The sequence below is a fragment of the Devosia sp. genome (assembly GCF_040509215.1).
GTDB lineage: Bacteria > Pseudomonadota > Alphaproteobacteria > Rhizobiales > Devosiaceae > Devosia.
This window is the reverse complement of record NZ_JBEVLL010000327.1, coordinates 1-25,627: the sequence shown is the minus strand read 5'-3', so window position 1 is coordinate 25,627 and position 25,627 is coordinate 1. Positions and strand designations below refer to the sequence as shown.

Below are 25,627 nucleotides of genomic sequence, written 5' to 3'. Positions count from 1 at the left end.
CCATTCCATGGCACGCACTCCCCTTCGCTGGGTCAGACGATGCCGACTGCACCAAAGGCTTGGTCTATCGTATCAAGGCGCAACTGGCGGACCGAGGGGTCTGAGGCATGGAAGACCCTCACGACATTTTCGAGCGTTCGCCGGCTGTCGATAAACTCTGAGGTCGCCGTGAGCCGGGTAAGGGTTAGGTAGAGAAGCAGTAGCAATTCCGACATCGGAAACGCAGGGTCACCACCCGGTGTTGTGGCTGCCATCAAACCGTGCACGGCCTTGTTGTGAATGCCGCTATAGATGTGGACGCCGCCCTGGTCGGTGCTGACAGGCAGCACGCGATACATGCTCATGTGGTCCGGCTGACCTGTCGCGGCTGGATTGGCAAAGTCGCGAATGGGACCGCCGTGTGCCCCGAGGCCAGCACCGATCTGCCAGGCCCAACCGCTCACCGGACTGGGCGCTCCCGGCCACCAATTGGCAATTGCGATGCCGAAGATGTCGCTGAATGACTCGTTGAGTGCGCCGGAGAGGCGCCGATAGATGAGTTTGGAAGATGTTTCCGTGACGCCATGAGTGAGTTCATGGGCAATGACGTCTAAATGCTTGGCAAAACTTATCCCGCCCTGCTGCCCGTACCACATCTTGCCCTGCCACCAGACCGCATTGCCCCATTGCGGCTGCGGCAATGGATTGCCAACGCTGGACCAGACGTTGACGACGGACACGATTTGCATGCCCTTGTCGTCTATGCCGTCGCGTTTGAGCACATCATTATAAAAATCGTAGACTAGCTTGGCGTGAAAGTGCGCCGATACTGCTTCCGGACGAGTCGCCCCTAGATCGTTGGATGAGTGACTGATTGCCTGTGATGGCAAAGGTGGTTGCGGCATGTCGTCTAGATTGCCGTTTGCGTAGTCGTAGGTCGCGATATTTCTCAGCGGGTCGATCAGGAGAAAGCCGTTGGCCGTGTTGATGCCGAAGAAATTGCAAAGCTTATTGTTGTAGTCGAGGCCGCGCATTGGCACTGGAATATCGAGGGCAGCGGCGCTTGCGAAAAAGAAACGAATCGCTCCGTCCTGCGCATCTACGAAGTAGTCGTAGTATTGCTCACGCATGCCATGGCATATGCAGCCGAGTTGCTCCGGAATTTCGAATGGGAGATCTTCAGGAATGGCCTCGATGGGTGGATCGAGTGGGACCGAGGTGAAGTGATATACGAGAAACCATCCCTCGCCATTCTCTTCCATGTGCCATGTCAGGCTGGGCGGTAGCGATGGTGCGCCGCTCAGTTCTGAGCCGTGCTCGCGGGCCCATAGGCGTAGTCGCTCCCAGGCTTCGGCAGGACTGAGCTGGGCTATTGCATTGGCACTTGGCGGCGACGACAGTTTGCCGTTTATCGCCACGAGCGACTTGTGATCGGCGTCGATATCCACCACCACGCGTCCGCCAAATATCGGTATCGATGCGGCGGATTGCTGGAAGGCCAGCGTTGTTGCATTAAGGTCTGGCGCTGTACCCGTTGTCTCTAGCCGCAAGTCTGGCACAAGTTCGGAGCGTGTAGGTGCGGTGATCGATAGGAGTGTCTCGCTATTGGCATCCTCAAGGTAGGTCTGCAACAAGACACGACTGGCCGTCTCGTTGTTAGCATTGGCCTGGCGCGTCTGGGCACGCGCCTCCATTGAATTTGCATCCGCGCCTGTCCTGGTAGCGGCATCGGTCTCGAAGCGACTGAGGCTTCTCAATCGGGGTTGATTGGCGCCGAGCTCGTCTGCGACGCCATTCACATTGATGTTTATAAAGCGGGCCATCGCAATTTCCTCTTCCCGCTATTGCAGCATGCCGGCAAAACGCAGCATTGCCTTGAGCGAGTCGACTGGCTGGGCGAGCCCGGCGTCGGTCGGCGACCAAGGGGTGCCGTTCGCTCCACCGTGCCAATAGGATTGCTTGTCTTGCACGATAAGACCCAGCAGGGTGTCGGCGACGAGCACACTGCCGAGGGGCCCCAGATGCTGCCCTCCGGCAGCTACTTCGGCTTCCTTGAGGACGTAGAACCAAAGCGGAGTGGCATAGGCCAGTCCGGCCGCGTCCAGTTTCTGCCCGCTCTGTCCTGAGATGAGGTCGGCGTTGGAAATTGCAGCCATCGTCGGATAATGGCCACCAGCAAGAGCGGCGATGCAAGCCTGCGCGGTCGGCAACGATAGCCTATATCCTCGCCTCAGGTTGCGCTGGGCCAGATGCTTGAAGACGCCCGGATCTTCGTTGACCATATCCTTGAGCGGCGGCGCCAGGTGGGTATCGATCTTTCTAGCCGCACGACGGGGGCGAGTTGGGTCGATCGCAACGAAACGCTCCCATTCAATGACCCAGTTATGGGGCAGTTTGATGCCCGTCCCTTTCATCTTCCCGTTGCCCGTAAAATCAAACAGCAGGCCAAAGTCCGCGGAATCAATGATGTTGTTGGAGCCCGGCACCGGTTCACCAAAGAACCTGTTGTGGTCGTAAGAGCCCCGGATCATCGAGTGGCCGAAGCGAAAGGCCGCAACGGAGAATTCGAGAGGCAACGGCAATTGTGTGGATCCTTCGGCGCCATGAGCGGCGAAGAATTCCGCGTAAAGTGGCGCCTTGCGCGCAACCACGTCGGCGACGATTGCCGGATCGCAAACAGTGGGAAGATACTCGTTCACGATCAGCCACTGATAGTGCCAGCGCATCAGTTTCCGCGCGGCCTCGAAGTCGCCGACGGCATCGACCAGTTTGTTATGAAAGCGCAGCATGCTCATGTGTAGCTGAGCGACCAGTAGGTTCTCGTCGTTACGCCCGTCCCCAATGATCGCCCGTTCTTCATAGGGCGTGCCATCCGGATTGAGGAAGGTCTTCTTGAGTTCCGGCGAGAGTGCGTCGAGCTCCGCTTGGGTGATGTCTCCTCTTTCTACTAGGAATCCGAGGCGTGGGAGATCCGCTGCTCTGTCCGGCTCCGCTGGAAGTGGTGGCGCGTCCGTCGGCGCAGGAATGGCGAGCCGCATCTTGTGCGTCAGCGTTGGGTGGCGCATCAATTTGGACAGTTTGGTAGCAAATGGGCCCTGACCGATGGTGTCGCCGTAGACGCTGTCGAGCCGCAGTGATCCGTCACGTAGATTGAACAGACCAGCTTCCACATCGGTCTGGGGGATCGGAACTATAGGTCCTGCGATCACAGACAGGGTGCTGTCTCGGTCGGTCCCGGCAGTTATGTCATGATCGATGAACTGCCCGAGATAGGTAAAAATCGGCGGAATAGTCGAGTTCTGGGCAACTGGATCGTTATCCTCTTCGATCATCGCGTTGGCGATGGCGTCAAGCGCATCAGGCGTGCCGGAATTCTCCGGGATCGTTGCGGCCCCCGGAAAATAATAGGCGAATGTGCCACCCGCAGGAGCGATAGCCGCGGCGATCGCGCCGGGTCGCGCAGCGGTTTCAACGACTGCATCGAGTGGGATGACATCCCCCTGTCCCGCAGCCGCGATCCCTATTCCAGCGGGAACCGGTCCCGTGTCGACGACAATTGTCTGACCGTGTCCAAACGTAAACAGCATCGCTCAACCCTCTGCTAGCACCGAAGTTTTAGACGTTAAAGCACAGTGACGCACAAATATATCCATGCGACGACATGTAATTTTTCGGACTTATTGCGTATACCAGATGGTTAACAGTAGAGGTTGGTGGTGAGACTGTCACCAATTAAAGTATAGTATGGTCATTTTGAGTTGAATTTACGAACAATATTACTGAACGCGATTCTTTTTTTACAGAGGTGTTGGGTACTTAGCTGCGTGGTAATTCTACGGGCCAGCCGGTCCTGCGCCACAAGACGTTCCAAAATGACGGCGATAGCGCGGGAATTAGCGGTGTGGAGGGCACCTTTGCCGGCAGCCTTCGCCCCCTTTTCGTTCGTTGGGGGCGTGATCGCGTTACGCTGAAAGTAGCGATTTAGGGTCGGGGCGCGTTCCGGCCCAGATCAGCAGCGCGAGGCCACTGAAACCTGCGCCCAGTATCACCACGCCCTGCCAGCCATCTTGGGCATAGGCCATGGTCGCGGCAACGGCACCGATAGCGCTACCAAAGGAATAGAACACCATGTAGCCCCCTATCAGGCGGCTACGCGCCTCAGGGTGTCGGTCGAGAATAATGCTCTGGTTGGTCACGTGGACCGCTTGCACAGCGAGGTCTAGCAGAATGACGCCGACGACAAGCAGGGGAACCGACGTCGGCAGAAATGAGATTGGCACCCAGGACGCCAACAGCACGCTAAGCGATATCCCGGTCACGCGTTGACCCATGCCGCGATCGGCGAGTTTGCCGGCAACCGTCGCCGCAATCGCTGCCACTACGCCGACAAGGCCGAACAGGCCTATTTGCGTGTGCGAGTAGGAGAATGGCGCAGCGCTCAATGGCAAGACGAGGGCCGTCCAGAAAGTGCTAAAGGCCGCAAAGATCAGGAACGCTAGAACGCCGCGGATGAGAAGGACGCGATCACGTAGAAACAGAAGCGGAACGGACCGCAGGACAGCGGCGTAGCCTTCATGGTTCGAAAGAGAAATCTGGCGGGGCAGTACGCGCACAAGCGTCGCGCCCATTGCGGCCGTCAAAAGGGCCGATGTCAGATAGACCGCCCGCCAGCCGCCGATGTCGGCCAGCAAACCGGCGGCAAAGCGGGCACCCAATATGCCGACGACAATGCCACTCGTCACGGTGCCAACAGCTTTGCCTCGGTCGGTCGGTGTTGCCAAGCTAGCAGCGAGGGCAACCAATACCTGCACCACGACAGCCAGGAGGCCCATCGCTGCCAAACTTACCAACAGAATGGCTTCCGTTGTGGCAGTGGCGACGCCCACCAATGCAAGTGTCGACAAAGCGCCTTGGGTGAGGATGAGACGGCGTGGAGCGATCAGGTCGCCTAACGGGACGACGAAAATCAATCCCAAACCGTACCCGACTTGGGTCAGAGTGACGACGATGCCGACTGATGAGGGCGACATCCCGAAGTCTCGCGCCAAAGAATGGAGCAGGGGTTGTGCATAATAGATGTTCGCCACGCTCAGACCGGCAGCGATGGCGAAGATCAAGGTTGTGATCTTTGTCAGTCCGTCAGACGGCTCAGGCTTGGCAGCCGCTATCGTCCCATCGTGCATGAAAACCCTCCGTCGGAGCAGAAATTGGTTTCATGTTAAGACCACTTGCGGCGCCCTAATTCCAGTTCTAAATTAGAACCAGTTTGGATAGGTAAGGGGCACATATCATGGTCAAGCGCGTCACTTTCGGGAACGCAAGCTGTCCGGTCGCCAGAGCGCTCGATGTGATTGGGGATTGGTGGTCGCTGCTGATCATACGCGACGCGTTCGATGGCGTGCGACGGTTTGGTGAGTTTCAGAATGGGCTTGGGATTGCCAAGGGCATGCTGTCTACGCGCTTGCGCGATTTGACAGAAAGCGGTGTTCTGGAATTGGCGCCGGCCTCTGACGGCAGTGCCTACAAGGAATACGCATTGACCGAGAAGGGCCGGGGTCTTTTCCTGGTCATCGTTGCGCTGCGCCAATGGGGTGAAGACCATCTTTACGACAGCGATGAGCCTAGGTCTCAGCTAGTCGAGATTGACACGGGCGCTCAGGTAGCTCGTTTGCAACTGCAAGCCCTGATGGGCCGACCGTTGGGCTGGAGCGATACCGGAGTCAGAAAGGCGGCGCGCTAGAGAGGGATACGCCCACCTCGTCATTTCATCACCTATCGCGGTGGCACAGTCCCCAATTCCCGAGTGCATCGAGCACTGGGATGAGCGTTCGGCCATAGTCAGTGTAGTCGTAAGCGCTGTGCAAAACATTGGCCCGCAGGCTTTGTGATCGCGTAAGCAAGCCATCCGCTACGAGCGCGTCGAGATGATCGGTCAGCACCTTTGGCGATATCCCTGGCAGGGCACGCTTTAGATCGCCGAAGCCGGCACTACCATGCCGCAAATGCCAGAGGATGCGGGTTTTCCATTTGCCCGAAACGAGCTGGATGGTGACCAAGGCAGGACAGTCTATCATCTTGGCTTCTTCGCCAGCGGTACACACCATCCGGTAACTCCTTGTGGAACGGCCTAGCTCTCACCAAACTGGCGCCTCAGCGGAGGATGCCATGACTACACCAAGCCTATACGAATGGGTCGGGGGCATTGATGCCCTTTCCCGGCTTACTGAGGCTTTCTATCAGCGCGTTCGATTAGATGACCAGCTAGGCCCGGTCTTTTCGAGGATGGACCCCGGACACCCGCGTCACGTCGCCGAATTTTTGGCAGAGGTTTTTGGCGGGCCGCCATTTTACTCGCAGGCACATGGCGGGCATCCAGAGATGGTACGCCATCACCTGAACCGCCACCTTTCAGAGGTGATGCGGCGGCGATGGATCAACCTTCTGCTCGATACCTACACCGACCTTGCCCTGCCGGCCGACCCGGAATTCGCATCGGCGTTGGTCAGTTATCTGGAATGGGGATCGCGTCTTGCGGTCATCAACTCACAACCCGGCGCAAAGGTGTCCGAGCATGCGCCGATGCCAAAATGGGGTTGGGGCGAGGCCAAGGGACCTTTTGCCCCCGGAGGTTCGTGACCACCATAGCGGTCAACCCGTGCCTGCCAGCCCAGTCGGGTTACAGGCAACGGCGCTCTTCTGCGCATCCCAGGGCCGCGATTACAAAGCGGGGTAGAAAAACACCAGCTCAGGATCGCCTTTGTCGAGATTTTCGATATAGCCGCTCGACCTGAACCCCGCCTTCAGCAGCAGGCTTTGCATCGAGTGGTTCGATAGGTTTGTCGAGGTGAACAACTTTCGACCGTGGCAGCTGTCTTGGAAAAACCTAATCAGAGCGAGCCCTATTCCAGAACGTCGAAAACGGGGAGCAACCATAATCAGCTCGACGAACGACTGGCCGAAAAAGTGGTTGGTCATGATACCGTACCCGGCCAACTCGTTGCCGACATCAGCCACATGGCAGACACCTCGGTCTATCCAACTGCGGATTTCCACCTGCCGTTCAAAATGTTCGGCGGCGTAGGTGTCCAGCTTGCATAGCGCTGGCAGATCCTCAGGGGTCGCCAGGCGAATGTCCATGAACGAACCTTGCCAGAACCGAACCCTATTTTGAAGATCTGGCTATGGCCGGTCTTGGGTAGCCTTTCGCCGACGCAGTCTCCGCAACCCACGCTGCAGCCGTAGTGAAGGTTGCCGCACTCTTCACAAAACTGACTCATACCCGTTTCTCCTGCGTCACAAACCGACCTTAGAACCCCGATTGCACGCGCGTGCATCAGCGTCTCCTCCATGCATTCCGGGGTTCTCATGACTAGGTTCAAGACGACTAAACTTTTGGCACTCGGCGCCATCCTGCTTTCGGGCACCACCATGGCCCAGGCCACCGACTACACGATTTCGGTATGGGCTGGCGGCAGCGGCCCGGCGGATGCCTATCGCTGGCAGGCCATCGAAATGGCCGCAGACATTCTCGAACGCGAGGCGGAAGTCCGCGGTGAAGAGCTCAATATCACCATCGAAGAGCAGCATACCTTCGACGGTTGGGACAATTTCAAGCAGGCAGTCACCCTTGCTGCCGAAGCGGGCAATGCCCCGCACATTATCGTCACCGGCCACGAGGACATTGGCCCGTGGTCTCAGTCCGGCATCCTGCGTCCGGTCGAAGACTATGTCGATTTCGACGCCTGGCCCCTTAACCAGCTCTATCCGAACCTTGTCGAGGTCGCGAGCTATGACGGCGTCGTTTGGGGGCTGCCGCAGGATTCGGAGTCCCGTCCGTTCTACTTCTCCCGGAGCCATCTGGCCGCTATCGGCTATTCGGAGGCCGACATCGATGCGCTTCCGGCTAAGGTTCTGAGTGGCGAATATACGCTCTATTCCATGCTCGACGACGTCAAGAAGATGCAGGACGCGGGCCTTGTCGAAGCCAACAAGGGCTTCCTGCCGCGCACCAGCAACGGCCCAGACTATTGGCAGTTCTACCAGAGCTTTGGTGGCAATCTGGTCGACGAGGCAACCGGCAAGCTCTTGCTTGATAAGGCCGCTTTGACCGGCATGTATCAGTTCTTCGTGGATGCTGTTGCTATGGGCCTGACGTCCTCGACCCATCTGGGCTCGCCGGGCGACAGCTTCACCGATGCGGTGATCTCGGACAAGGCTGGCGCATGGCATGCCGGCACCTGGAGCAAGCCGCAGTGGGAAGCCAAGGGCCTCGAAAATTTCCACGAAAAGGTCCAGGCCACTTTGATCCCGGCTGGCAATGCCGAAGGTCGCGCCAATACCATTACCCACCCGCTGGTCTATCTGCTTTCCACCACGGGGACTGATGAAGAAGCCGCGATCGCCGCTGAACTCATCACCATCGCATCCGAGCCGCGCATCAACACGCTGCATGCCATCAAGTCCGCTCATCTCGCCATCGGCTCCGAGCAGGTCAACGTGCCGCTCTACGCCAATGACCGCTGGGCCGCGGAAGCTACCGAGAACTTCCTGCCCTACGCGAACGCCATTCCGAACAATCCCGAGTTCGGCGTCTACTGGACCGCGATGTTCAAGGGCCTTGAAGCCTCCTGGACTGGTGTGAGTTCGGTCGAAGACGCCGTCAAGGCCGTCGAAGCTGAAGTTACCTCCGCCATCGGCGACGCCATCGTCGTCCGCTAAACGAGCATGGCCCGGGCGAGGCTTCTCGTCCGGGTCCTTCACCTGGAAGGTCAGATTATGCGCGCCAGAACAAGCATGCTGGGCATGGCTTTTGTCACCCCCGCACTTCTTCTGCTCATCGCCTTTTTCTTCATGCCTGTCGCTCTCACGACAGTCTTCGCCTTCACCAATATGAGCACGGCAACAGGCATCACTGGCGGCTCCTATGTGGTGACAGGCAATCTCCTGCGAACGCTGGGAGAGCGCGGTGTCGAACCGGCCGTTCTGGAGGTGCTGGAGCAGAGGGTCTTTGCCGTTGATCCCAAAACGCTCGCAGCTGCGGCGAGCGCGGGGGTCGAGCCGCAATTCCTCGCCGAAATCGAACAGCAACTGCTGGGGCAAAGCTTCGATACTTCACGCGCCTTCGAAGCGGCGCTCAAGAAATTACCGTCACGACCCACTCGGACACGCGATCTCAAACTGGCCGCCGAGCCATTTTCCCGCGCTATTCTCAACACACGCTATAACAGCCGTGAAGAGATAGGGGCTGCGATCACGAGCCTGGCACCCGCGGCATCGGCCGAAACGGTCGGCCAGATCACTGAAGCGAGCTACACTGGCTGGCGCTGGGTCGAGTGGCGCAATTTCAGCACCTTGCTCGAGAAGCCAGAGACGCTGCGCATTCTCGGCAATACGGTTTTTTATGTCACCGCAACGCTTGCCTTCAATGTGGGTGTGGGCCTGTTCCTCGCCATCTGCATCTTCTATCTACCGCAGAAGACTGGCGGCGTGTTCAGCGTTCTCTGGCTGCTGCCGCGGATCACTCCAGTGGTTCTCTATGCTGTGATGTGGAAGTGGATGACCTGGGAAAACGGGTTCATCTACAACATAGCGCAGAGCCTTGGCCTCCCTGCCTTCAACTATATGAAGGGATCGGTGCCAACCGCCTGGACCATTATCATCCTCCTCAACGGGTTCATCGGCGCCTCGTTTGGCATGATCATCTTCTCTGGCGCGCTGCGCGCAATCCCGGCGCAGCAGCTCTGGGCCAGCGAGGTGGATGGCGCAACGAGGTGGCAGCAGATCCGGCGGATCATCCTGCCGCAACTGCGTTGGCCGATCCTATTCGTCACCTCCTATCAGACGCTCTCGCTGCTCTCGTCCTACGAACAGATCTGGCTGACCACCAATGGTGGTCCGGGCAGCACAACGACGGTCTGGGCGCTGGAGGCGTTCAAGGCTGGGCTGAGCAACTATACCGGCAATCTCGAATATGCGGTCGGCGCCGCCATGGCACTGGTGCTCGTCATCGTCGGCATCGTGCTGTCCGTTTTGTACCTGCGGGTATTCCGGTTCGATGAACTGGTCAGCAAACCCAAGATCGAGTTCTAGGTCCATGTCCCGCAATTTTGCCTTCTGGCCGATCATTCTGGTTCTGGCACTGATCACCGCTCCCTTGGCGATCATGTACCTCTTCCTCGCCATCGACACTGTCACCACGTCCGCGCCCGGGTCGTTCTGGCCCACGAGATTCACCCTCGAACATTGGCGTTTCTTGTGGGATGCCAAGCTGACTGGCGACGTCTGGGGCCCGACCGCCACGACCTTCATCTTCGCTTCGACGATGGTCGTCATCGTGCTGACTGTTTCCTCGACGGCCGGCTACGCCATCTCCCGGCTCAACCTGCCGTTTCGCCGGCTGTTTCTGTCCGGCATCCTCGTCATGCACGCCTTTCCGGCCGTGACTCTTCTGATCGGGGTTTTCCTCGTTCTTCAGTTCGCCGGTCTCTACAACACCTTGATCGGCGTCATCCTGGTCAAGACCGGGTTCAGCATCCCGTTCGGTGTCTGGATCATGAAGGGTTTCTACGACCAGGTGCCCTGGGAAATCGAGATGGCCGGCGTACAGGACGGCGCAAGCCGCTTCACAGTGTGGTGGCGGCTGATCCTGCCCCAGGTCAAACCCGGCCTGCTGTCTCTCGGCATCTTCGTTTTCATCGATGGCTGGAGCGAATTCATGCTCCCACGGATCCTCGCGCCATCGAGCAATTTCGACGTGCTCTCCACCTATCTCAACCGCGTCTCCGACCCGGATACGGCGCAGTACAACTTCAATCTCGTTAAATCGGTCGGTCTCTTCTACACGCTGCCAATCCTGGCCCTCTACGCCGTGTTTCAGAACCGTCTGATGAACATTTTCAGCGGAGGCACGAAGGGCTGATGCAAGTCACTCTCAAGGACTTTACCAAGGCTTTCGACGACCTCGTGGTCATCGACAAGATGAACCTCACCGTCAAAGACGGAGAAATGCTGGCCCTCCTCGGACCTTCGGGCTGCGGGAAATCGACTACGCTCTTTGCCATATGCGGCATCCATCGCATCAATGGCGGACAGATTCTGTTCGGGGATCGCGATGTCGGCGAGCTGCCGAGCCAGAAGCGCAATGTCGGCGTGGTTTTCCAGAATTACGCGCTTTATCCGCACCTGACGGTCTTCGACAATATTGCGTTCCCCCTCAGCGTACGTGGGGATTCCGAGCAAGCGATCGACCGCGACGTCCGGGCCATGGCCGCGATGACGCATATCGAAGATTTGCTGCATCGGCGTCCATCCCAGCTCTCCGGCGGCCAACAGCAGCGTGTTGCTCTTGCCCGGGCGTTGGTCCGTAAGCCGGATGTGTTGTTGCTTGATGAGCCGCTGGCTAATCTCGATGCTAAGTTGCGTCTCGAAATGCGGTCGGAAATCCGTCGTATCCAGCTTGAGACCGGCATTACCGCCATTCTCGTGACGCACGATCAGGTTGAAGCCATGTCCATGTGCGATCGCATCGCCATCATGAACAAGGGCGAAATCCTGCAGGTGGCGACGCCGACCGAGATGTACCGAGCCCCTGTGAGCAAATTTGTCGCTGGGTTCTTGGGTAATCCACCGATTGTCATGCTTGAGGGAAGGGCCGAAGCTGGCCGCTTCGCCATTGATAGCGTGAGCCTGCCGCTGCCGGCACGCCTCGCCTCGACACCTGAAGGCACCCCGATCAGCCTTGGCATTCGTCCCGAACATTTTGGGCGCGAAGGCGCCGAAGCGATTTCTGGGGTGGTTTCCTTTGTTGAGCCGCAAGGGCGCGAAACCCTCTTCGACGTGACCATTGCCCAAGGGGTGGTGCTGCGCTCAATCCAGCCCGTCCGCTCGGACATTGCCCTCGGTAGTTCGGTGTCCTGGGTGCTCGACACCGAGCATCTTCTCCCCTTCGACGCCAACGGCCAGGTTCTTTAGCCCATCATGCGCAATTCCATTCCTTTCCCGTCGCGTGCGGACAATCGGCCGCTTTGTATCGCCCACCGGGGCGCGTCCGAGCATGCCGTTGAGAATACGCTCGAAGCCTTCCGCATTGCCGCCGAACTTGGCGCCGAAATGTGGGAGATCGACGTATGGCTGACGGCCGATGGCCATCCAGTCGTCGCCCATGACGCTGATCTCAGCCGCGTCCACGGCGTCGATGGCAATGTCGCTGACTATTCCCTTGTGGAACTGCGCGATGTTGCGCCGACCGTGCCTTCTCTTGACGAGGTCATTTCACTCGCTCGCGACGTGAATTGTGCACTCTATGTAGAGATCAAGGGCCTCGGGGCAGGGCGCCCATCCATTGAAAGGCTGAAGGCGCTCGACTTCACGGCGGCGGGACTCGGCAGCTTCAATCCGGCCGAAGTGCGAGACATGGTCAATGCCAATTGCCCCTATCCGCTGTCGGTTCTGGTGCCGGTCGGTCGCGATCCGTTCGCAATGGCGGAGCTTGGTGGCGCCGACATCATTCATCTCTGTTGGGAGCGCGATGGCGAACGTCCGCAGGACCTTGTTACGCCTGAACTGATCGCCAGGGCTGAGAGCCTGGGGCTGGGCATCGTGCTCTGGCATGAAGAGCGGCGCGCTATACTCGACGACCTCTTGAAACTCCCGGTGCTCGGCATCTGCACCAACCAGCCAGAGCTGATGCATGGCACCGACAGTGTCGACATGCGTGGCATCGGGATCGTCAGCCAACGCGGCGCGCACGATTTTGCCCCGGAGAACACGCTGGCCGCGGCTAAGCTAAGCTTGGACCAAGGCTGCCAATGGATCTCGGTCGACGTCCGTGAGACGGCCGACGGCGAACTCGTGGCCATCCATGACGCTACACTCGAGCGCACGACCAGCGGCCACGGGCTAGTGGCCGATCACACTCTGGCGCAACTGCTCGAACTGGACGCTGGCTCGTTTTATTCGGCGCACTATGGCAGCGAGAAAATACCCACGCTCGCCGAGATGATCCACCTCTGCCGGTCCTACGGCCGGTACATGCTCATCGAGAACAAGGATGCCGATCCGGCGAGTATTCTTGCCATTGTCGATGCCATGGGCTTTGCGGACCACTGCGTCCACTCCAGCCCCGATGCAGCGCTGCGGGCACAATTGCGCTCTCTCTCGCCAGACGCGCGCATTATGTCCCGCCGCATCGACTATTCTGGCTTGACCGCCCTCAAGGCCGATCTTGAGCCGGAGATTGTCGAGATCGAGTTCGACACTTATGCCGCTGACCATCAGGAGGCACTCGCGCTGGGGCTGACGCCGATGCTAAAATACTTCGGCAGCGACCGAGCAGTTTTCGACCAGATCGTTGATTTCGGGCCGGCCATGGTCAATCTCGATCATGCATCCTTGCTGTTGGACGCCCTCCGCCGCAAAGCCAAGGATCCGGCTGTCAATGAATAAGGACGATCGAACAAACCGCGTCCCCACCTCGGACGACGTCGCGGAGCTGGCAGGGGTTTCCCGCTCGGCGGTATCGCGCACCTATACGGCCGGAGCCAGTGTCGCACCGGCCACTCGTGAGAAGGTGCTCGCCGCTGCCAAAACGCTTGGCTATCGAGTTAATTTCCTGGCGCGTGGGCTGTCCCAGCAACGCACCAATCTCGTGGCCATGGTGGTCTCCGACATGGAGAACTCCATGCGCGCGCGTCTGGTGGAGTGCATGGCGCGCGAGCTCGTTGCGCAGGGTTTTCGGCCTATGCTGCTACCCACCCAGCCGGGCGAAGATGTGGGGCATCTCATCGACATGATGCTGCACTACAATGTCACCGGTACAATTGTTACGTCGGATACCCCTCCCGCCGAGATCGCACAGGAATGCGCCGCCTATGGCGTGCCTCTGGTGTTGATCAACAAGGCCGAAGTGGGTGGCTCGGTGGCCAATGTTTCCATGGACACGGTGGCTGCGGGGCGCCTTGCCGCTGAAGAATTTTTCGCCATCGGCTGCAAACGCGTTGCCATCGCCAGCCAACGTCGCGCGTCCCACACCATCAGCCAGCGCAAAGCCGCCTTTATCACGACCTGTCGCGGGCGTGGCCTTGAACTGGTGGGTGATTTTCAGGGAGCAGTGCAGAACTACGAGGGGGGCGTGGAGGCTGCCCAGAATTTCCTGATGAGTGGCATAGACGTCGACGCCGTTTTCTGTGTCAACGACCTGCTGGCGCTCGGCTTTCTCGATGAGGTGCGGCTGCGTTCGAGCCTCACTATCCCGGGAAATCTGCGCGTCATTGCCTGTGACGATATCGCCGAAGCCTCCTGGTCCAGTTACGATCTCACAACGGTACGGCAGGACCCGCAAGCGCTCGCCAAAGCGGCGTTGACCGCGCTCCTCAGTTGTCTTGACGATCCCACCAAGGCCCAGCCTCACACCATAATCGCGAGCGAGCTCGTCCGTCGCGGATCAACCGCCGCACCTTTGCACTTCCAGGAAAACCGACTCTAGTCATGACGAACTATGCGCGCGAACGCGCCGACCGGCTGGCCGCCGGCAAGACCATCATTCTCCAAGCCGGCGCCATCGCACTCGACTATTTCAAGCGCTATCAGGCACTCGATGTGCACTCTAAAGGCATCGGTGATCTGTTCAGCGAAGCAGACACGTCCGTCGAGAGCTTCATCCGCACGGCCATCGCCGAGCAGTTTCCTCAGGATGGTCAGTTGGGCGAAGAACACGGGGCGTCCGCCGGAGACAGCGTCTATCAATGGATCATCGATCCGATCGACGGCACCAGCTGTTTCCTTTTCGGCCTACCCACCTGGTGCGTGGTCATCGCTCTTCTCGAAGATGGCGTGCCCGTCGTTGGCCTGACCTACGATGCGTGCCAGGATCAGCTCTATTGGGCCAGCCTTGGTCAGGGAGCGTATCGGAACGGAAGCAAAATCACGGTGCACACCAGCGCCGCTATAGCCGGAGGCCTCACGGCCATTGGTGGTAGCAATTCACTCTACAGTGTCCGTGTGGGTGCCATCATCGAGCGCCTGCTGGCTGCCAACGGTTCCTACATGCGCAATGGCTCCACCGCACTGACCTTGGCCCACGTGGCGGCCGGTCACTACATTGGTTATTTCCAACCCCTACTCAACGCCTGGGATTGCCTCGCCGGCCTTGTCCTCGTGGCCGAGGCGGGAGGGGTGACTAATGACTTCATGGTGGAAACCGGTCTCAATGCTCAAGGCGACGTATTCGCAGCGGCTCCGCAAGTTGCAGCTGAGCTGGCGGGCATAGTCGGCCGTGTTTCCTAAATCGCTAAACGGCAGATGAGCCGGCTGTATCCAACCCCGTACCGCTCGTCTCGGACGTGGTAGCCGGGCTGGCGGGTCCCTTAAAACTGCCGTTCATTGGTGGCTGCCTATCGCTGTTGAGGGGAAGCCGACCCGCCGGCGTGGTGGAGGGTGTAGCCAGCCGCGACGTCCTCGACGCTCTAGGTCGGCTTGGACTGCTCACGCGATCCGAAGCGATCGACGCGCCATGGAGGAGCGATCCCTACGCAATCTCCGGCTCACCAAGGAAGGCATCTTGCTCGTAGATTGGGTGGGATACCGCGCGCATTGCACCTGCCGCGCGACCTTTGGCAGGTGGACGATGCGTCCGCCGTGGATGTTTATGTCGCGATCACCGGAAGAAAAGTGGCTGCCTGCGACCTCGCCAATTCGATCCGCTAGCTGTCTACGAATTCGTCACGAGAGCTTTCGGCGGACGGAAGGACGGATGTAGCGTTAGTTGCTCCGATATTGTCCGCTTCTGAGAGCTTGTCCCAGCCCCAAACGACCGGACTGGGCGCTTCACTGCTGGGCGACTCTTGGCGCTATTTCGGCCCTTCAGTCTCGCCTAGATGTTCAAAAGCGGACGCCACGCCCTAAACGAGTTCTAGATTTCCTGAACTTCCGCCAGCCATCCCCTTACCGTTTGCATGGTTTGCCGCTCCTGATCGCATTCCAGCGAAAATTCTTGCAGGATCTCTGCGTCCGGCGCATGGGCCGCAACAACCTCAAGGCTGTTGCCGACCCCATAGCCACCGTGTGTGATGAAGGGGATTATGCGCTTGCCCGTAAGGTCATGGTTCGACAGGAACGATCGGATCACTGAGGGCGCCGTCATGCCCCAGATCGGGAAGCCCAAGAATACGGTGCGATAAGACACCACGTCCTCGACCAATTCGGCGAGCGGCGGCTCAAACCCTTGGAGGCGCTCGCGCTCGGCCTGCGCCACCATCTCCTCGTAATCCTCGGGATATGGCTGAGAGGTTCTGATCTCGAAAAGGTTGGCACCCAAATCGCGACTTATCTGACCGGCGATGACGCGAGTATTGCCAGACCGGGTCAGGTAGGCAACGAGGGTTGCACTTCCGCTCTGGCTGCGAGCACCGGAGGATGCTCCTGCTGCAGCGCCGATGGCGAGCGCGCCCATGACGAGGTTCCTTCTGGAAAGCTGCATTGTCGGCTCCTTGGAGTTGGACGCCACGGATGGCCGTGTTTCGTCTTGCACCGCCCAGGGGGCGGTGCCGATGGTCATTTTTTGGGATTGTTTTCGGGTCTTACCGACCGGCCATTGCCTTGTTGTCGGGCGGGTATCGATCTCCCGCCATTTCTACGCCCTCCAGCGCAAAAGCGATGCTTGCCAGGTCGTCGGCATCGAGAACGAGATCTGCTGCCGCCAGATTCTCTTCGACCCTATGCAGCTTGGTCGTTCCTGGAATTGGGACGATCCAGGGCTTTTGTTCGAGAATCCAGGCGAGGGCCACTTGGCCTGGTGTTGCCCCCTTGGCTTCTGCCGTTTGCTTGAGCACCTCGACAAATATTTGATTGGCCTGTCGGTTCTCGGCGGAGAAGCGTGGTTGCTTTGATCGGAAATCGTCTGTGCCGAAGCTTTTCTCGGGGCTCACCGTACCAGTGAGATATCCCTTTCCTAGAGGAGCAAATGGCACAAAGCCGATGCCCAGCTCCTCAAGCAGCGGAATGATCTCGTTTTCAGGCTCGCGGAACCAGAGAGAGTACTCGCTCTGGAGCGCGGTGACCGGGTGGACGGCGTGGGCGCGGCGGATCGACTGGACGCCGGCCTCGGACATGCCGAAATGGCGAACCTTGCCCTGGCTGATCAGATCCTTGATAGCGCCGGCCACGTCTTCTATGGGCGTGTTGGGATCGACCCGGTGCTGGTAGTAGAGGTCGATATAATCGGTCTGCAGCCGTTTCAGTGAGCCCTCGACGACGTTCCGGATGTGGTCAGGTTTACTGAGCGGCTGGCGGGCGAAACCCTGACTGCCTTCGATGTCGAAGCCGAACTTGGTGGCGATGACGACCTGTTCGCGCAGGGGTTTAAGGGCCTCGCCGACCAGCTCTTCGTTGGCGTAGGGGCCGTATACCTCCGCTGTGTCAAAGAAGGTTTCGCCCCGGTCAACAGCAGCGCGGATCAGCTTGATAGCCTCCTGCCGGTCCATTGCAGGGCCGAAAGCCGCGCTCATCCCCATGCAGCCTAATCCAATGGCGGAAACTTCAAGACCCTGACCCAATGTACGCTTCTTCATGTCATCCACCTCATGCTTCCGGGATTTCGCGGCTGAACGTGTCCAGCGTGATTCTGTCCGGCACCGGACCGCCCCGCTCATTGGTGTTCAGCGCATCGATCGCGGCCAGTTGGTCTTGGGTGAGCTCGAAATCAAAGACGTCAAAGTTCTCGGCAATACGGTCCGCCTTTACCGATTTGGGGATCACGGAGCGCCCTTCCTGGATGCCCCAACGAAGCATCACCTGTGCCGCCGACTTACCGTGAGCCCTAGCGATGTCCAGGATAACGGGATCTTCCAGCGTACTCTTGGAGAAGCCTGGCCGATAGAACGTGATGCCGCCGATCGGCGCCCAGGCTTGGGTCAGAATGCCATGCTTGGCGTGGAGGGTCTGTAGTTCGGGCTGTTGGAAATACGGATGCACCTCGATCTGATTGACGGCCGGCACGACCTTTATTTCGCGCAGGAGCCTTTCGAGGTGTTCGGGCATGAAATTGCTCACGCCGATCGCGCGAACCTTGCCATCGGCAAGCAGTGTTTCGAGGGCCCTGTAGGCACCCAGCGTCCGCTCGAAGGCCGAGGGTAGCGGCTGGTGCAGGATAAGCAGGTCTATCTGCTCCACGCCCAGCTTGCCGGCGCTCTTGGTGAAGCTATGCAGCGTCTCGTCGTAGCCGTAGTCGTTGATCCAGATCTTGGTCTGAATGAACACGTCGGAGCGAGCTAGGCCCGATGCCTTGAGGGCATCCCCAACGCCGCGCTCATTGCCATAGGCCGCGGCTGTGTCGATGTGGCGATAGCCGACTTTTAGTGCTTCGGCGACGGCGATCCGGGTTTCGTCGGGTGGCGTCTGAAAGACACCGAAGCCGAGCGCCGGCATCGTCACGCCATTGTTCAATATGATGTTGGGGACCGTCATTCTGGCTCTCCTTTGGGGTGACATTGTCGTCGTGAAAGAAAGATAGTCCTGCCCCTCCCTCCTGATTAGGCGCTATAATCTTCATCTGCTTGTTAGGGAGGCTTCAAAATCGCCCGCGCTGATTTCAATGATTTGGCAGCGTTTGCCGTGATTGCCCGCGTCAGAAGTTTCACTCGCGCTGCTGCGGAGATCGGGGTTTCGCCATCGGCGCTCAGCCAGACCATGCGGTCCCTGGAAGAGCGATTGGGCTACAGGCTGCTGAGCCGAACCACGCGAAGCGTCTCTACAACGGAGGCCGGCGAGCGCCTGCTTTCTGCCGTCGCTCCTCGGTTTGAGGAGATCGAGGCCGAACTCTTGGCCATGGGAGACCTGCGTGACCGCCCGGCCGGCCTGGTGCGCATCACCTGCAGCGAGCGAGCAGCCGAAACAGTCTTGTGGCCGAAGCTGGCGGCTGGCCTGGTCGACTTTCCTGACGTCAAGGTTGAGCTCTTTATCGACCACAGCTTCACCGACATTGCGGCCGAGAGGTTCGACGCTGGCGTGAGGCTTGGTGAGAGCGTCGAGAAGGATATGATCGCCGTGAGGATCGGACCAGACATGCGGATGGTGGCGGTGGCGTCGCCTACCTACATTGCCACTCACCCCTCGCCGACAACGCCGCAGGAACTGGTGGCCCATACCTGCATCAATCTGCGCTTATCGACCAGCGGCGGGCTGTACGCCTGGGAATTCGAGAAGGATGGCCATCCACTACGGGTCAAGGTCGACGGGCAGTTCACCTTCAATACCGTCCGACCGATGGTCAATGCGGCCATACGGGGCTTCGGCATCGCCTACATTCCCGAGGACAGTGCCCAACCCCATCTTCACAACGGGGAACTCGTGCAGGTGCTGGACGACTGGTGCCAACCGTTCTCGGGCTTTCACCTATACTACCCCAGTCGCAGGCAGATGAACCCAGCCTTTGCGCTGGTTATCGACGTGCTTCGTCATAGAACTCGATAGCCCCGGCCCGACGTCCGTTTTTTGCGTCCGTCGTTCCATGTAGGGCGATGTCCGCTTTCTGGAATCCCGGCGATTCCGTCGAAGGACCGGCGCTCAACCGACGGATATGTAACTCCACTTCGGATCACTGCATCTGTTAGTTTTCGCCGGCAGACGAGCCTGCACGAAGCGGTTGAACAAGCGGAGATGAGCCATGAAACAGCATGCCAGGGTAATTGGGCAATTCACCGCGAATGCCGATGGGCCTGTACACGGTGTCAGTTACGACGGTCAGCTCGTGTGGGCAGCTACCGGCACGCATGTTCGGGCATTCGATCCCAAAGACGGAACGGAAATGCGAGCATTGCCGGTCCCAGCCCATGCGGGCACCGCTTTTGACGGTCGTCACCTTTTCCAAATTGCCGATGACCTGATTCAAAAAGTCGATCCTGCGACCGGCCAGGTCGTTTCCACGATCCCGGCACCCGGTCACGGAAGAGATTCCGGCCTTGCCTGGTCAGATGGTTACCTTTGGGTCGGGCAATATCGGGATCGCCAGATCGTCCAGATCGATCCAGGCACTGGAGACGTTATCCGGACCATTTCCACCAGCCGGTTCGTGACTGGGGTAACCTGGGTCGATGGAGAGTTGTGGCATGGCTATTCGGAGGATGGCAGCGGCGGCCTGACCCGGATCGATCCTGATGGCGGTCAGGAATTGACGACGCTGGAAATGCCAGGGGTCAGCGTGTCTGGAGTTGAATCTGACGGGGCAGGGCGATTTTTCTGCGGCGGCGGCAATAGTGGCGTCGTCAGGATCGTGAGCAGAAGCTGAAAATCAGGCTACACCCGGCAGTAGCAAGCTCATGGGAAAGCCAGGGGCTGTAAGAACCGTCCAGCGCAAACTGCGGGCACGACCAACTGACTGAATCTTGCCGGCTTCCTGTAGCGCCTGGAGTGAGCGCTGCACGGAACGGGTGCTGAGACCAAGGACCATGGCAAGCGCGGAGCTTGCCCACAGCTCGCCGTCTGACAGCAATGCCATTATCTGTGCGTCCTGCCCTCTCATTGGGTGTGTCAGCACCGCGACGTCACTTGGTATGGGCACCAGGCGGAACCCTTTATGGGTAGCTGATATCTTCGCCAAGGGAGCAAGCAGCTTGCGCAGGCGTGCGACTTCCACCCGCAGCCGGGTTCGATGTGACTCGTCTACATGACGGGCTCCGAACACTTGGGAAAGCAGGGTTTCCCGTCTCGCCGCACCAGGCCAAGCTTCCGCAAGCCCGATCGCCAGAGACATGAGGATCGGGCGAGAAGCCAGTGAGACAATTGTCGTCCCCGATCTCAGTGTGTTTCGCGACGCATCGACAACGAGCATGTCCGACGCCAGCAGGCGTTCAACGCCATCGAGTGCAATTGGCCGGGTGCTACCGGAATGGTGGAGCAGGGCGGCAGGCTCGGCCAGTGAACGTTGTGCTTCTGCTACTTCACCCATCAGGGCGGCGATGCCTGACATGTGCGCGGCGTGTTCGGCCCGAGCCAATGCCGATCGCGCTGTGCTTGCATGCAGACGCCTGATCTCGATACCGGCCAGGACAAGGTCCTTGCTCGCTGACAAGGCGGGCGAAAGCGAAAGCGCGCCGAGGTCTGCGAGGCGTGCCTTGGCAAGATCGAGGTGTCCCAAAAGCAAATGTCGACGCGCGACGACAATTGAGGCATGAGCTGCATTCAGGATATCGCCTCGCTGCAGGAGCGTTCGACCTGCGGCTTCCAAGCTTTCCGCCGGCCATATGAGGTCGCGCGATACCAGGGCGATCTCCGCTTCCGCGAGAACGCAGCGCGCCCTCGCCACGCTTTCCGGTCCGAATTTCTTGGCTGCGGAGCGAAGCAGCTCACGGGCTCGTGGCAACTCTCCCAATTGCGCCATCGCGATTCCGCGCATGGCAAGCGCATCCGGGTCGTCGCGCAGAGCTATTCGGTTCAGTGCGCCCAGAATGTCGCCGCTGGAAAGCGCCAGCGCTGCAGAATTCAGGATAGAATCCATTTGTCCTGTCTGGGGTTTCTCGGTGTCGGGGAGCCGGGGCAATCATGCCAGATTTGTAACTCACTGACTTACCTGTGGCGTCACTATCTTCGAGCATCCAAGCCGAGACCAGCACGATGCACGACAACAACAATCACATCATAAGCCTGCGCAAGCCGACATTGGAGCTCGCTCTGGCGAAATGGATACGCCTTGCGGCGGCACCGCTCTTCGGTGTGCTCGCGTGCCTCTCGCTGCTGACACCCAGCGGCCGCGTGGCCTGTATCTCAACGCCCGCGGCATTCGCGTTCCAGGATATGGGGCTGATGTACCTGCTGATGAGCCTGGTCCACTTGCCTTCGTGGCTGACGCTGATCGGGCATGGCTTGGAATGTGAAAAAACAAACCAAGGGATAGCCAACAATGACGCTCCAGCATGAAGTCGTATCACAGGAGGCATGGGTGGAAAGCCGGCGAGATCTGCTCGCCTCCGAAAAAGAACTCACGAGGCTTCGAGACGCTGTCAGCCAAAAGCGGCTGGCACTGCCATGGGTCGAGGTGGAGAAGGAATACGTCTTCGCCTCTGTCGAAGGCCCTAAGACACTGGTCGATCTTTTCGACGGTCGATCCCAACTGCTCGTCCAGCACTTCATGTTCGCCGCCGGCTGGCGGCAGGGATGCAAGAGCTGCTCGTTCATGGCCGACCACACAGACGGCATGAACAAGCATCTTGCCAATCACGACGTGACATTGGTCGCTGTATCCAGGGCAACGCTCGCCGAGATCGAGGCATACCGCGCCCGTATGGGCTGGAAGTTTCAGTGGGTCTCCTCCCATGACAACACGTTCAACGCCGACTTTCGTGTCAGCTTCTCGCCGGAGCAAATCGCCAGCGGACACATCGACTACAATTTTGGCGCGTGGGACATGACAGGCGAGGAGTGGCCGGGTGTCAGTGCCTTCTACAAGGATGAGGAGGGACGCGTCTTCCGAACGTACTCAACCTACGGACGTGGCGTGGAAGTCATGATGGGTACTTACGCAATGCTCGATATCGCGCCGAAAGGCCGCAATGAGGGCGAAGGAATGAACTGGGTTCGGCATCACGACCGCTATCGCTAGCGGCATCCATTCTATCCGGCCAAGGTGCGGGTCGGCGACATGCCGACCCGTTGCTTTTGATCGCTATTTCGACCTGAACTGGCTGATGCCAATCGCGCGGTTTGGCCGAATGGCGGCTACTGGGATTTTTCCGTGGTCCCGACCCCATCGCTGCCGTTTGGCCAGCGTAGGCCTGAACCCCGAAGCTGACGTTGCACATAGCTCGGTGCAATTGTTCGGCCCTCTGTTCGAGAGGGAATGGTGAGAAACCATGGACCATCAGGAAGAATCTGGCTGAAGAACCGGATTACAACTGGATCATTCGGTGAACTTGAGGCCCCACCCTGTATCTTGTTGTTCGCCCCGAACGTATGTGACGTCCGGGATCCATTGGTAGATTCCAATGAACCACATTCGCGCTGCCCAGAAGTTGGATGGCTCCATATCGGCTGGAACGCCATGATATAGGAATGGCGTGGTTGCGCCGGCCTCTTCGCTGGTTTCGGGATTTCCGTCGCTGAGAACGAAGCTGTGGTGACCGACGCCCTTTGCGCGCGTCGCCAGTGTTGCTCCCTCCGCCAACGTCTTTGGGTTGGCACCGAATTGGCATCCCTGCGATTTGGCCCAGGCACTTGCGTCCATTGGATCGCCGTCGGCCGCGAGGCGCAGGTCCGCAAGGCAGTAGTTGGAATTCCATGAGCCATTTGCCGAATAAACGATATGGAGCTGGCCCGCGGGGTCAACAATGGGCTGAGGACCTTCATTGATTGACGGCGTTTCTCCGGCGATATTCTCCCAAGGCTGATCGGGAGACGCAATCAGGCTGCGCGAGCCCTCAGGCACACCATCTCTATTCAAGCGAACGACGAAAATATCCTGCCGAACGTCGGTGTCACCTTGCCAGCCTGACCATACGAAGTAGTCTCGTCCTTCGAAGGTGAAGGGCAGGCCGTCAATGGCCCATTTGTCTTCGGGGAGGGGGATCTCGGAAGCATCGCCGTAGCCAGCGTCGGGTTCGGCCGACGAGATTTCGTACATGCGGTGATCGCTTCCCACGCCAGCGGCAAAATAGACGCGGTAGCGTCCATTCCTGAATACGATCTCGGGCGCCCAGATCTCTCCCAAGCGATCACGGTCGTACCAAATGCGTACGGCGCGAGCCTCCGCCAGGTCCTCAAGGGTGGGTGCCACTCGAACAAGGAGCGCCTGGCCGCGGCGTGACTCAACTGCGACATATCCATCCTGTGTGCGAATAACACTCGGATCTGCTCCCGGAATTCCGGTATCGCCCGAAGCGGTCACATTGAAAACTTCTTGGCCGCGAACCACACTGCAGCAGAACCCGGACGCGGCGACGAAACAAACCAAGGTGGTTCGAAGGAGGTCAAGCATGATCGTTTCCGATGAACCATGTGAGGCGAGCTCGGCACGGTCCCGTGGTGGGATTGCTGCACGCCAAACACCGCAGAGCGCCGATCAAACGCTATCGGACGCTAGGCGCACCCTGCGAAATTTGCTACTCGCGCCATAATCAAAGCGCTGCGCCGCTACTTAGATCCCACCGGAGAAGATAAATGAGCACAATTCTGAAGAGCCTGCCCAAGGGTGACAAGGTCGGGATCGCATTCTCGGGCGGCCTCGACACCAGTGCAGCTCTACTCTGGATGAAGCTCAAGGGCGCCAAGGTTTATGCCTACACTGCCAATCTCGGCCAGCCCGATGAGGCGGATTATGACGAGATCCCGCGCAAGGCCATGGATTTCGGTGCCGAAAATGCGCGCCTCGTCGATTGCCGCACCCAGTTGGTGCATGAGGGTATCGCAGCCATCCAGTCGGGCGCCTTCCATGTGTCAACCGGTGGGCTGACCTATTTCAATACCACGCCGCTCGGTCGCGCTGTCACGGGCACAATGCTGGTCTCGGCGATGAAAGAGGACGGGGTCAATATCTGGGGTGATGGTTCGACCTTCAAGGGGAACGACATTGAGCGCTTCTACCGCTATGGCCTCCTCACCAACCCCAACCTGCGCATCTACAAACCCTGGCTTGACCAGGAATTTATCGATGAACTGGGCGGCCGGTCAGAGATGTCGGCCTTCCTGACAGCGAACGGCTTCGCCTACAAGATGAGCGCTGAAAAGGCCTATTCGACCGACAGCAATATCCTGGGTGCAACGCACGAAGCGAAGGACCTCGAGAGCCTCGACAGCGGCATCAAGATCGTCAGCCCGATCATGGGTGTACCGTTCTGGCGCGACGATTGCGAGGTGAAGGCCGAGAAGGTTGTGATCCGCTTTGTCGATGGCCAACCGGTGGCGCTCAACGGCCAGACCTTCACCGACCCCGTGGCATTGCTGCTCGAAGCCAACGCCATTGGCGGCCGCCATGGCCTTGGCATGAGCGACCAGATCGAGAACCGTATCATTGAGGCCAAGAGCCGCGGCATTTACGAGGCCCCGGGCATGGCTCTGCTGCACATCGCCTACGAGCGGCTTGTGACCGGCATCCACAACGAGGACACCATCGAGCAGTACCGTATCAACGGCCTGCGCCTCGGTCGCCTGCTCTACCAGGGCAGGTGGTTCGACTCCCAGGCCTTGATGCTGCGCGAGACCGCCCAGCGCTGGGTGGCAAGCGCCATCACCGGCGATGTTACCCTCGAACTGCGCCGCGGGAACGACTATTCGATCCTCAATACCGAAAGCCCGAACCTCACCTACGCCCCGGAACGGCTGAGCATGGAAAAGGTCGAGGACGCCCCATTCTCCCCCGCCGATCGCATCGGACAGCTCACCATGCGCAATCTCGACATTGCCGACACGCGAGCCAAGCTAGACCTCTATTCGAAGACAGGCCTGATCTCGATTGGCGAAGGCGATGATATGTTCCGGCTGGAAAGCAGCAAGGACTGAGGCAGCGGGAGAGCGTTCACCGATCAGAATGCGGTTGGGAGACGCTTAAACTGGGCTAACTGTCCCCGCCCCTTGAACAGTTTCGGCCACTGACGCGCGCGCCGAGCCCGCGCCAGTGGTACATCTACTAGTGGCCCAGCGCGACGGCGTCGGCGCCGGCGGGGATGCG

At 59.2% G+C, this 25,627-nt stretch carries 24 protein-coding genes and 1 pseudogene; 15 read left to right on the top strand and 10 right to left on the bottom strand.

The window, feature by feature from the left end; all coding sequences use genetic code 11:
• Positions 1 to 32 precede the first annotated feature (32 nt).
• From ABW043_RS18535 to ABW043_RS18525, 3 genes are all read right to left on the bottom strand, one after another.
• A complete protein-coding gene (locus ABW043_RS18535; RefSeq protein WP_353922680.1) occupies positions 33 to 1,802 on the bottom strand; it encodes a M4 family metallopeptidase in 1,770 nt (589 codons plus the stop codon).
• 18 nt (positions 1,803 to 1,820) lie between these two features.
• Complete coding sequence (locus tag ABW043_RS18530; RefSeq protein WP_353922679.1) at positions 1,821 to 3,566, bottom strand: peroxidase family protein; 1,746 nt, start codon at positions 3,564 to 3,566, stop codon at positions 1,821 to 1,823.
• 375 nt (positions 3,567 to 3,941) lie between these two features.
• Positions 3,942 to 5,162 carry an MFS transporter gene (locus tag ABW043_RS18525; RefSeq protein WP_502908669.1) on the bottom strand — a complete coding sequence of 407 codons (1,221 nt, stop codon included), beginning with the start codon at positions 5,160 to 5,162 and terminating at the stop codon, positions 3,942 to 3,944.
• A gap of 107 nt (positions 5,163 to 5,269) precedes the next feature.
• Here ABW043_RS18525 and ABW043_RS18520 point away from each other — a divergent pair, with 107 nt between their 5' ends.
• A complete protein-coding gene (locus ABW043_RS18520) occupies positions 5,270 to 5,719 on the top strand; it encodes a winged helix-turn-helix transcriptional regulator (RefSeq protein ID WP_353922677.1) in 450 nt (149 codons plus the stop codon).
• A gap of 28 nt (positions 5,720 to 5,747) precedes the next feature.
• On the opposite strand, the gene ABW043_RS18515 is transcribed toward ABW043_RS18520, so the two are convergent.
• Positions 5,748 to 6,083 (bottom strand): winged helix-turn-helix transcriptional regulator, encoded by a 336-nt coding sequence (locus tag ABW043_RS18515; protein WP_353922676.1) that lies wholly within the window; start codon positions 6,081 to 6,083, stop codon positions 5,748 to 5,750.
• A 61-nt stretch (positions 6,084 to 6,144) separates the two neighbouring features.
• Here ABW043_RS18515 and ABW043_RS18510 point away from each other — a divergent pair, with 61 nt between their 5' ends.
• Complete coding sequence (locus ABW043_RS18510) at positions 6,145 to 6,615, top strand: group II truncated hemoglobin (RefSeq protein ID WP_353922675.1); 471 nt, start codon at positions 6,145 to 6,147, stop codon at positions 6,613 to 6,615.
• A gap of 81 nt (positions 6,616 to 6,696) precedes the next feature.
• Here the strand turns inward: ABW043_RS18510 and ABW043_RS18505 are convergent, their stop codons facing one another.
• On the bottom strand, positions 6,697 to 7,116 hold the full coding sequence (locus ABW043_RS18505; RefSeq protein WP_353922674.1) for a GNAT family N-acetyltransferase: 420 nt from the start codon (positions 7,114 to 7,116) through the stop codon (positions 6,697 to 6,699).
• A gap of 228 nt (positions 7,117 to 7,344) precedes the next feature.
• Here ABW043_RS18505 and ABW043_RS18500 point away from each other — a divergent pair, with 228 nt between their 5' ends.
• The 8 genes and pseudogenes from ABW043_RS18500 (at position 7,345) to ABW043_RS18470 (ending at position 15,261) form a co-directional block, all read left to right on the top strand.
• Positions 7,345 to 8,697, top strand: coding sequence for an extracellular solute-binding protein (locus tag ABW043_RS18500; protein ID WP_353922673.1), 1,353 nt, complete (start codon positions 7,345 to 7,347; stop codon positions 8,695 to 8,697).
• Positions 8,698 to 8,754: 57 nt separating this feature from the next.
• Positions 8,755 to 10,068: a carbohydrate ABC transporter permease gene (locus ABW043_RS18495; protein ID WP_353922672.1), complete on the top strand. Its 1,314-nt coding sequence runs from the start codon at positions 8,755 to 8,757 to the stop codon at positions 10,066 to 10,068.
• A gap of 4 nt (positions 10,069 to 10,072) precedes the next feature.
• Positions 10,073 to 10,897 (top strand): carbohydrate ABC transporter permease, encoded by an 825-nt coding sequence (locus tag ABW043_RS18490; RefSeq protein ID WP_353922671.1) that lies wholly within the window; start codon positions 10,073 to 10,075, stop codon positions 10,895 to 10,897.
• Positions 10,897 to 11,949 (top strand): ABC transporter ATP-binding protein, encoded by a 1,053-nt coding sequence (locus tag ABW043_RS18485; protein ID WP_353922670.1) that lies wholly within the window; start codon positions 10,897 to 10,899, stop codon positions 11,947 to 11,949. The genes ABW043_RS18490 and ABW043_RS18485 overlap by 1 nt, the downstream gene beginning before the upstream one ends.
• 6 nt (positions 11,950 to 11,955) lie before the next feature.
• Positions 11,956 to 12,666, top strand: a pseudogene (locus ABW043_RS22945) (glycerophosphodiester phosphodiesterase); the annotation flags it as partial.
• Positions 12,664 to 13,422: a glycerophosphodiester phosphodiesterase family protein gene (locus ABW043_RS22940; protein WP_502908670.1), complete on the top strand. Its 759-nt coding sequence runs from the start codon at positions 12,664 to 12,666 to the stop codon at positions 13,420 to 13,422. The pseudogene ABW043_RS22945 and the gene ABW043_RS22940, both read left to right, overlap by 3 nt.
• The gene (locus ABW043_RS18475) at positions 13,415 to 14,461 is read left to right on the top strand and encodes a LacI family DNA-binding transcriptional regulator (protein WP_353922668.1); all 1,047 of its coding nucleotides are present in this window, start codon (positions 13,415 to 13,417) and stop codon (positions 14,459 to 14,461) included. Before ABW043_RS22940 ends, ABW043_RS18475 begins: the two co-directional genes overlap by 8 nt.
• 2 nt (positions 14,462 to 14,463) lie before the next feature.
• On the top strand, positions 14,464 to 15,261 hold the full coding sequence (locus tag ABW043_RS18470) for an inositol monophosphatase family protein (protein ID WP_353922667.1): 798 nt from the start codon (positions 14,464 to 14,466) through the stop codon (positions 15,259 to 15,261).
• 625 nt (positions 15,262 to 15,886) lie between these two features.
• Here ABW043_RS18470 and ABW043_RS18465 read toward each other — a convergent pair.
• Genes ABW043_RS18465 through ABW043_RS18455 form a run of 3 tightly spaced genes read right to left on the bottom strand, consistent with a single transcriptional unit; the run spans position 15,887 to position 18,438 of the window.
• Complete coding sequence (locus ABW043_RS18465) at positions 15,887 to 16,531, bottom strand: flavodoxin (protein ID WP_353922666.1); 645 nt, start codon at positions 16,529 to 16,531, stop codon at positions 15,887 to 15,889.
• A gap of 22 nt (positions 16,532 to 16,553) precedes the next feature.
• Positions 16,554 to 17,543 carry an aldo/keto reductase gene (locus ABW043_RS18460; RefSeq protein ID WP_353922665.1) on the bottom strand — a complete coding sequence of 330 codons (990 nt, stop codon included), beginning with the start codon at positions 17,541 to 17,543 and terminating at the stop codon, positions 16,554 to 16,556.
• Between the two features lie 10 nt (positions 17,544 to 17,553).
• A complete protein-coding gene (locus tag ABW043_RS18455; RefSeq protein WP_353922664.1) occupies positions 17,554 to 18,438 on the bottom strand; it encodes an aldo/keto reductase in 885 nt (294 codons plus the stop codon).
• Positions 18,439 to 18,546: 108 nt separating this feature from the next.
• Between ABW043_RS18455 and ABW043_RS18450 the strand changes: the two genes are divergently transcribed.
• Together ABW043_RS18450 and ABW043_RS18445 are read left to right on the top strand one after the other, a co-directional pair.
• The gene (locus tag ABW043_RS18450) at positions 18,547 to 19,443 is read left to right on the top strand and encodes a LysR family transcriptional regulator (protein WP_353922686.1); all 897 of its coding nucleotides are present in this window, start codon (positions 18,547 to 18,549) and stop codon (positions 19,441 to 19,443) included.
• Positions 19,444 to 19,636: 193 nt separating this feature from the next.
• On the top strand, positions 19,637 to 20,257 hold the full coding sequence (locus tag ABW043_RS18445; RefSeq protein ID WP_353922663.1) for a Vgb family protein: 621 nt from the start codon (positions 19,637 to 19,639) through the stop codon (positions 20,255 to 20,257).
• Positions 20,258 to 20,260: 3 nt separating this feature from the next.
• On the opposite strand, the gene ABW043_RS18440 is transcribed toward ABW043_RS18445, so the two are convergent.
• Positions 20,261 to 21,466, bottom strand: a complete 1,206-nt coding sequence (locus tag ABW043_RS18440) for a helix-turn-helix domain-containing protein (RefSeq protein ID WP_353922662.1) — start codon at positions 21,464 to 21,466, stop codon at positions 20,261 to 20,263.
• A 116-nt stretch (positions 21,467 to 21,582) separates the two neighbouring features.
• On the opposite strand from ABW043_RS18440, the gene ABW043_RS18435 reads away from it, so the two are divergent.
• Entirely contained in the window at positions 21,583 to 21,885 is a 303-nt protein-coding gene (locus ABW043_RS18435; protein WP_353922661.1) for a hypothetical protein, read from the top strand.
• Entirely contained in the window at positions 21,869 to 22,567 is a 699-nt protein-coding gene (locus ABW043_RS18430) for a DUF899 domain-containing protein (RefSeq protein ID WP_353922660.1), read from the top strand. Before ABW043_RS18435 ends, ABW043_RS18430 begins: the two co-directional genes overlap by 17 nt.
• Before the next feature lie 297 nt (positions 22,568 to 22,864).
• Here ABW043_RS18430 and ABW043_RS18425 read toward each other — a convergent pair whose 3' ends face one another.
• Positions 22,865 to 23,938 carry a glycoside hydrolase family 43 protein gene (locus tag ABW043_RS18425; protein ID WP_353922659.1) on the bottom strand — a complete coding sequence of 358 codons (1,074 nt, stop codon included), beginning with the start codon at positions 23,936 to 23,938 and terminating at the stop codon, positions 22,865 to 22,867.
• A 182-nt stretch (positions 23,939 to 24,120) separates the two neighbouring features.
• On the opposite strand from ABW043_RS18425, the gene argG reads away from it, so the two are divergent.
• Positions 24,121 to 25,458, top strand: a complete 1,338-nt coding sequence (gene argG / locus ABW043_RS18420) for an argininosuccinate synthase (RefSeq protein ID WP_353922658.1) — start codon at positions 24,121 to 24,123, stop codon at positions 25,456 to 25,458.
• Positions 25,459 to 25,627: the final 169 nt, after the last annotated feature.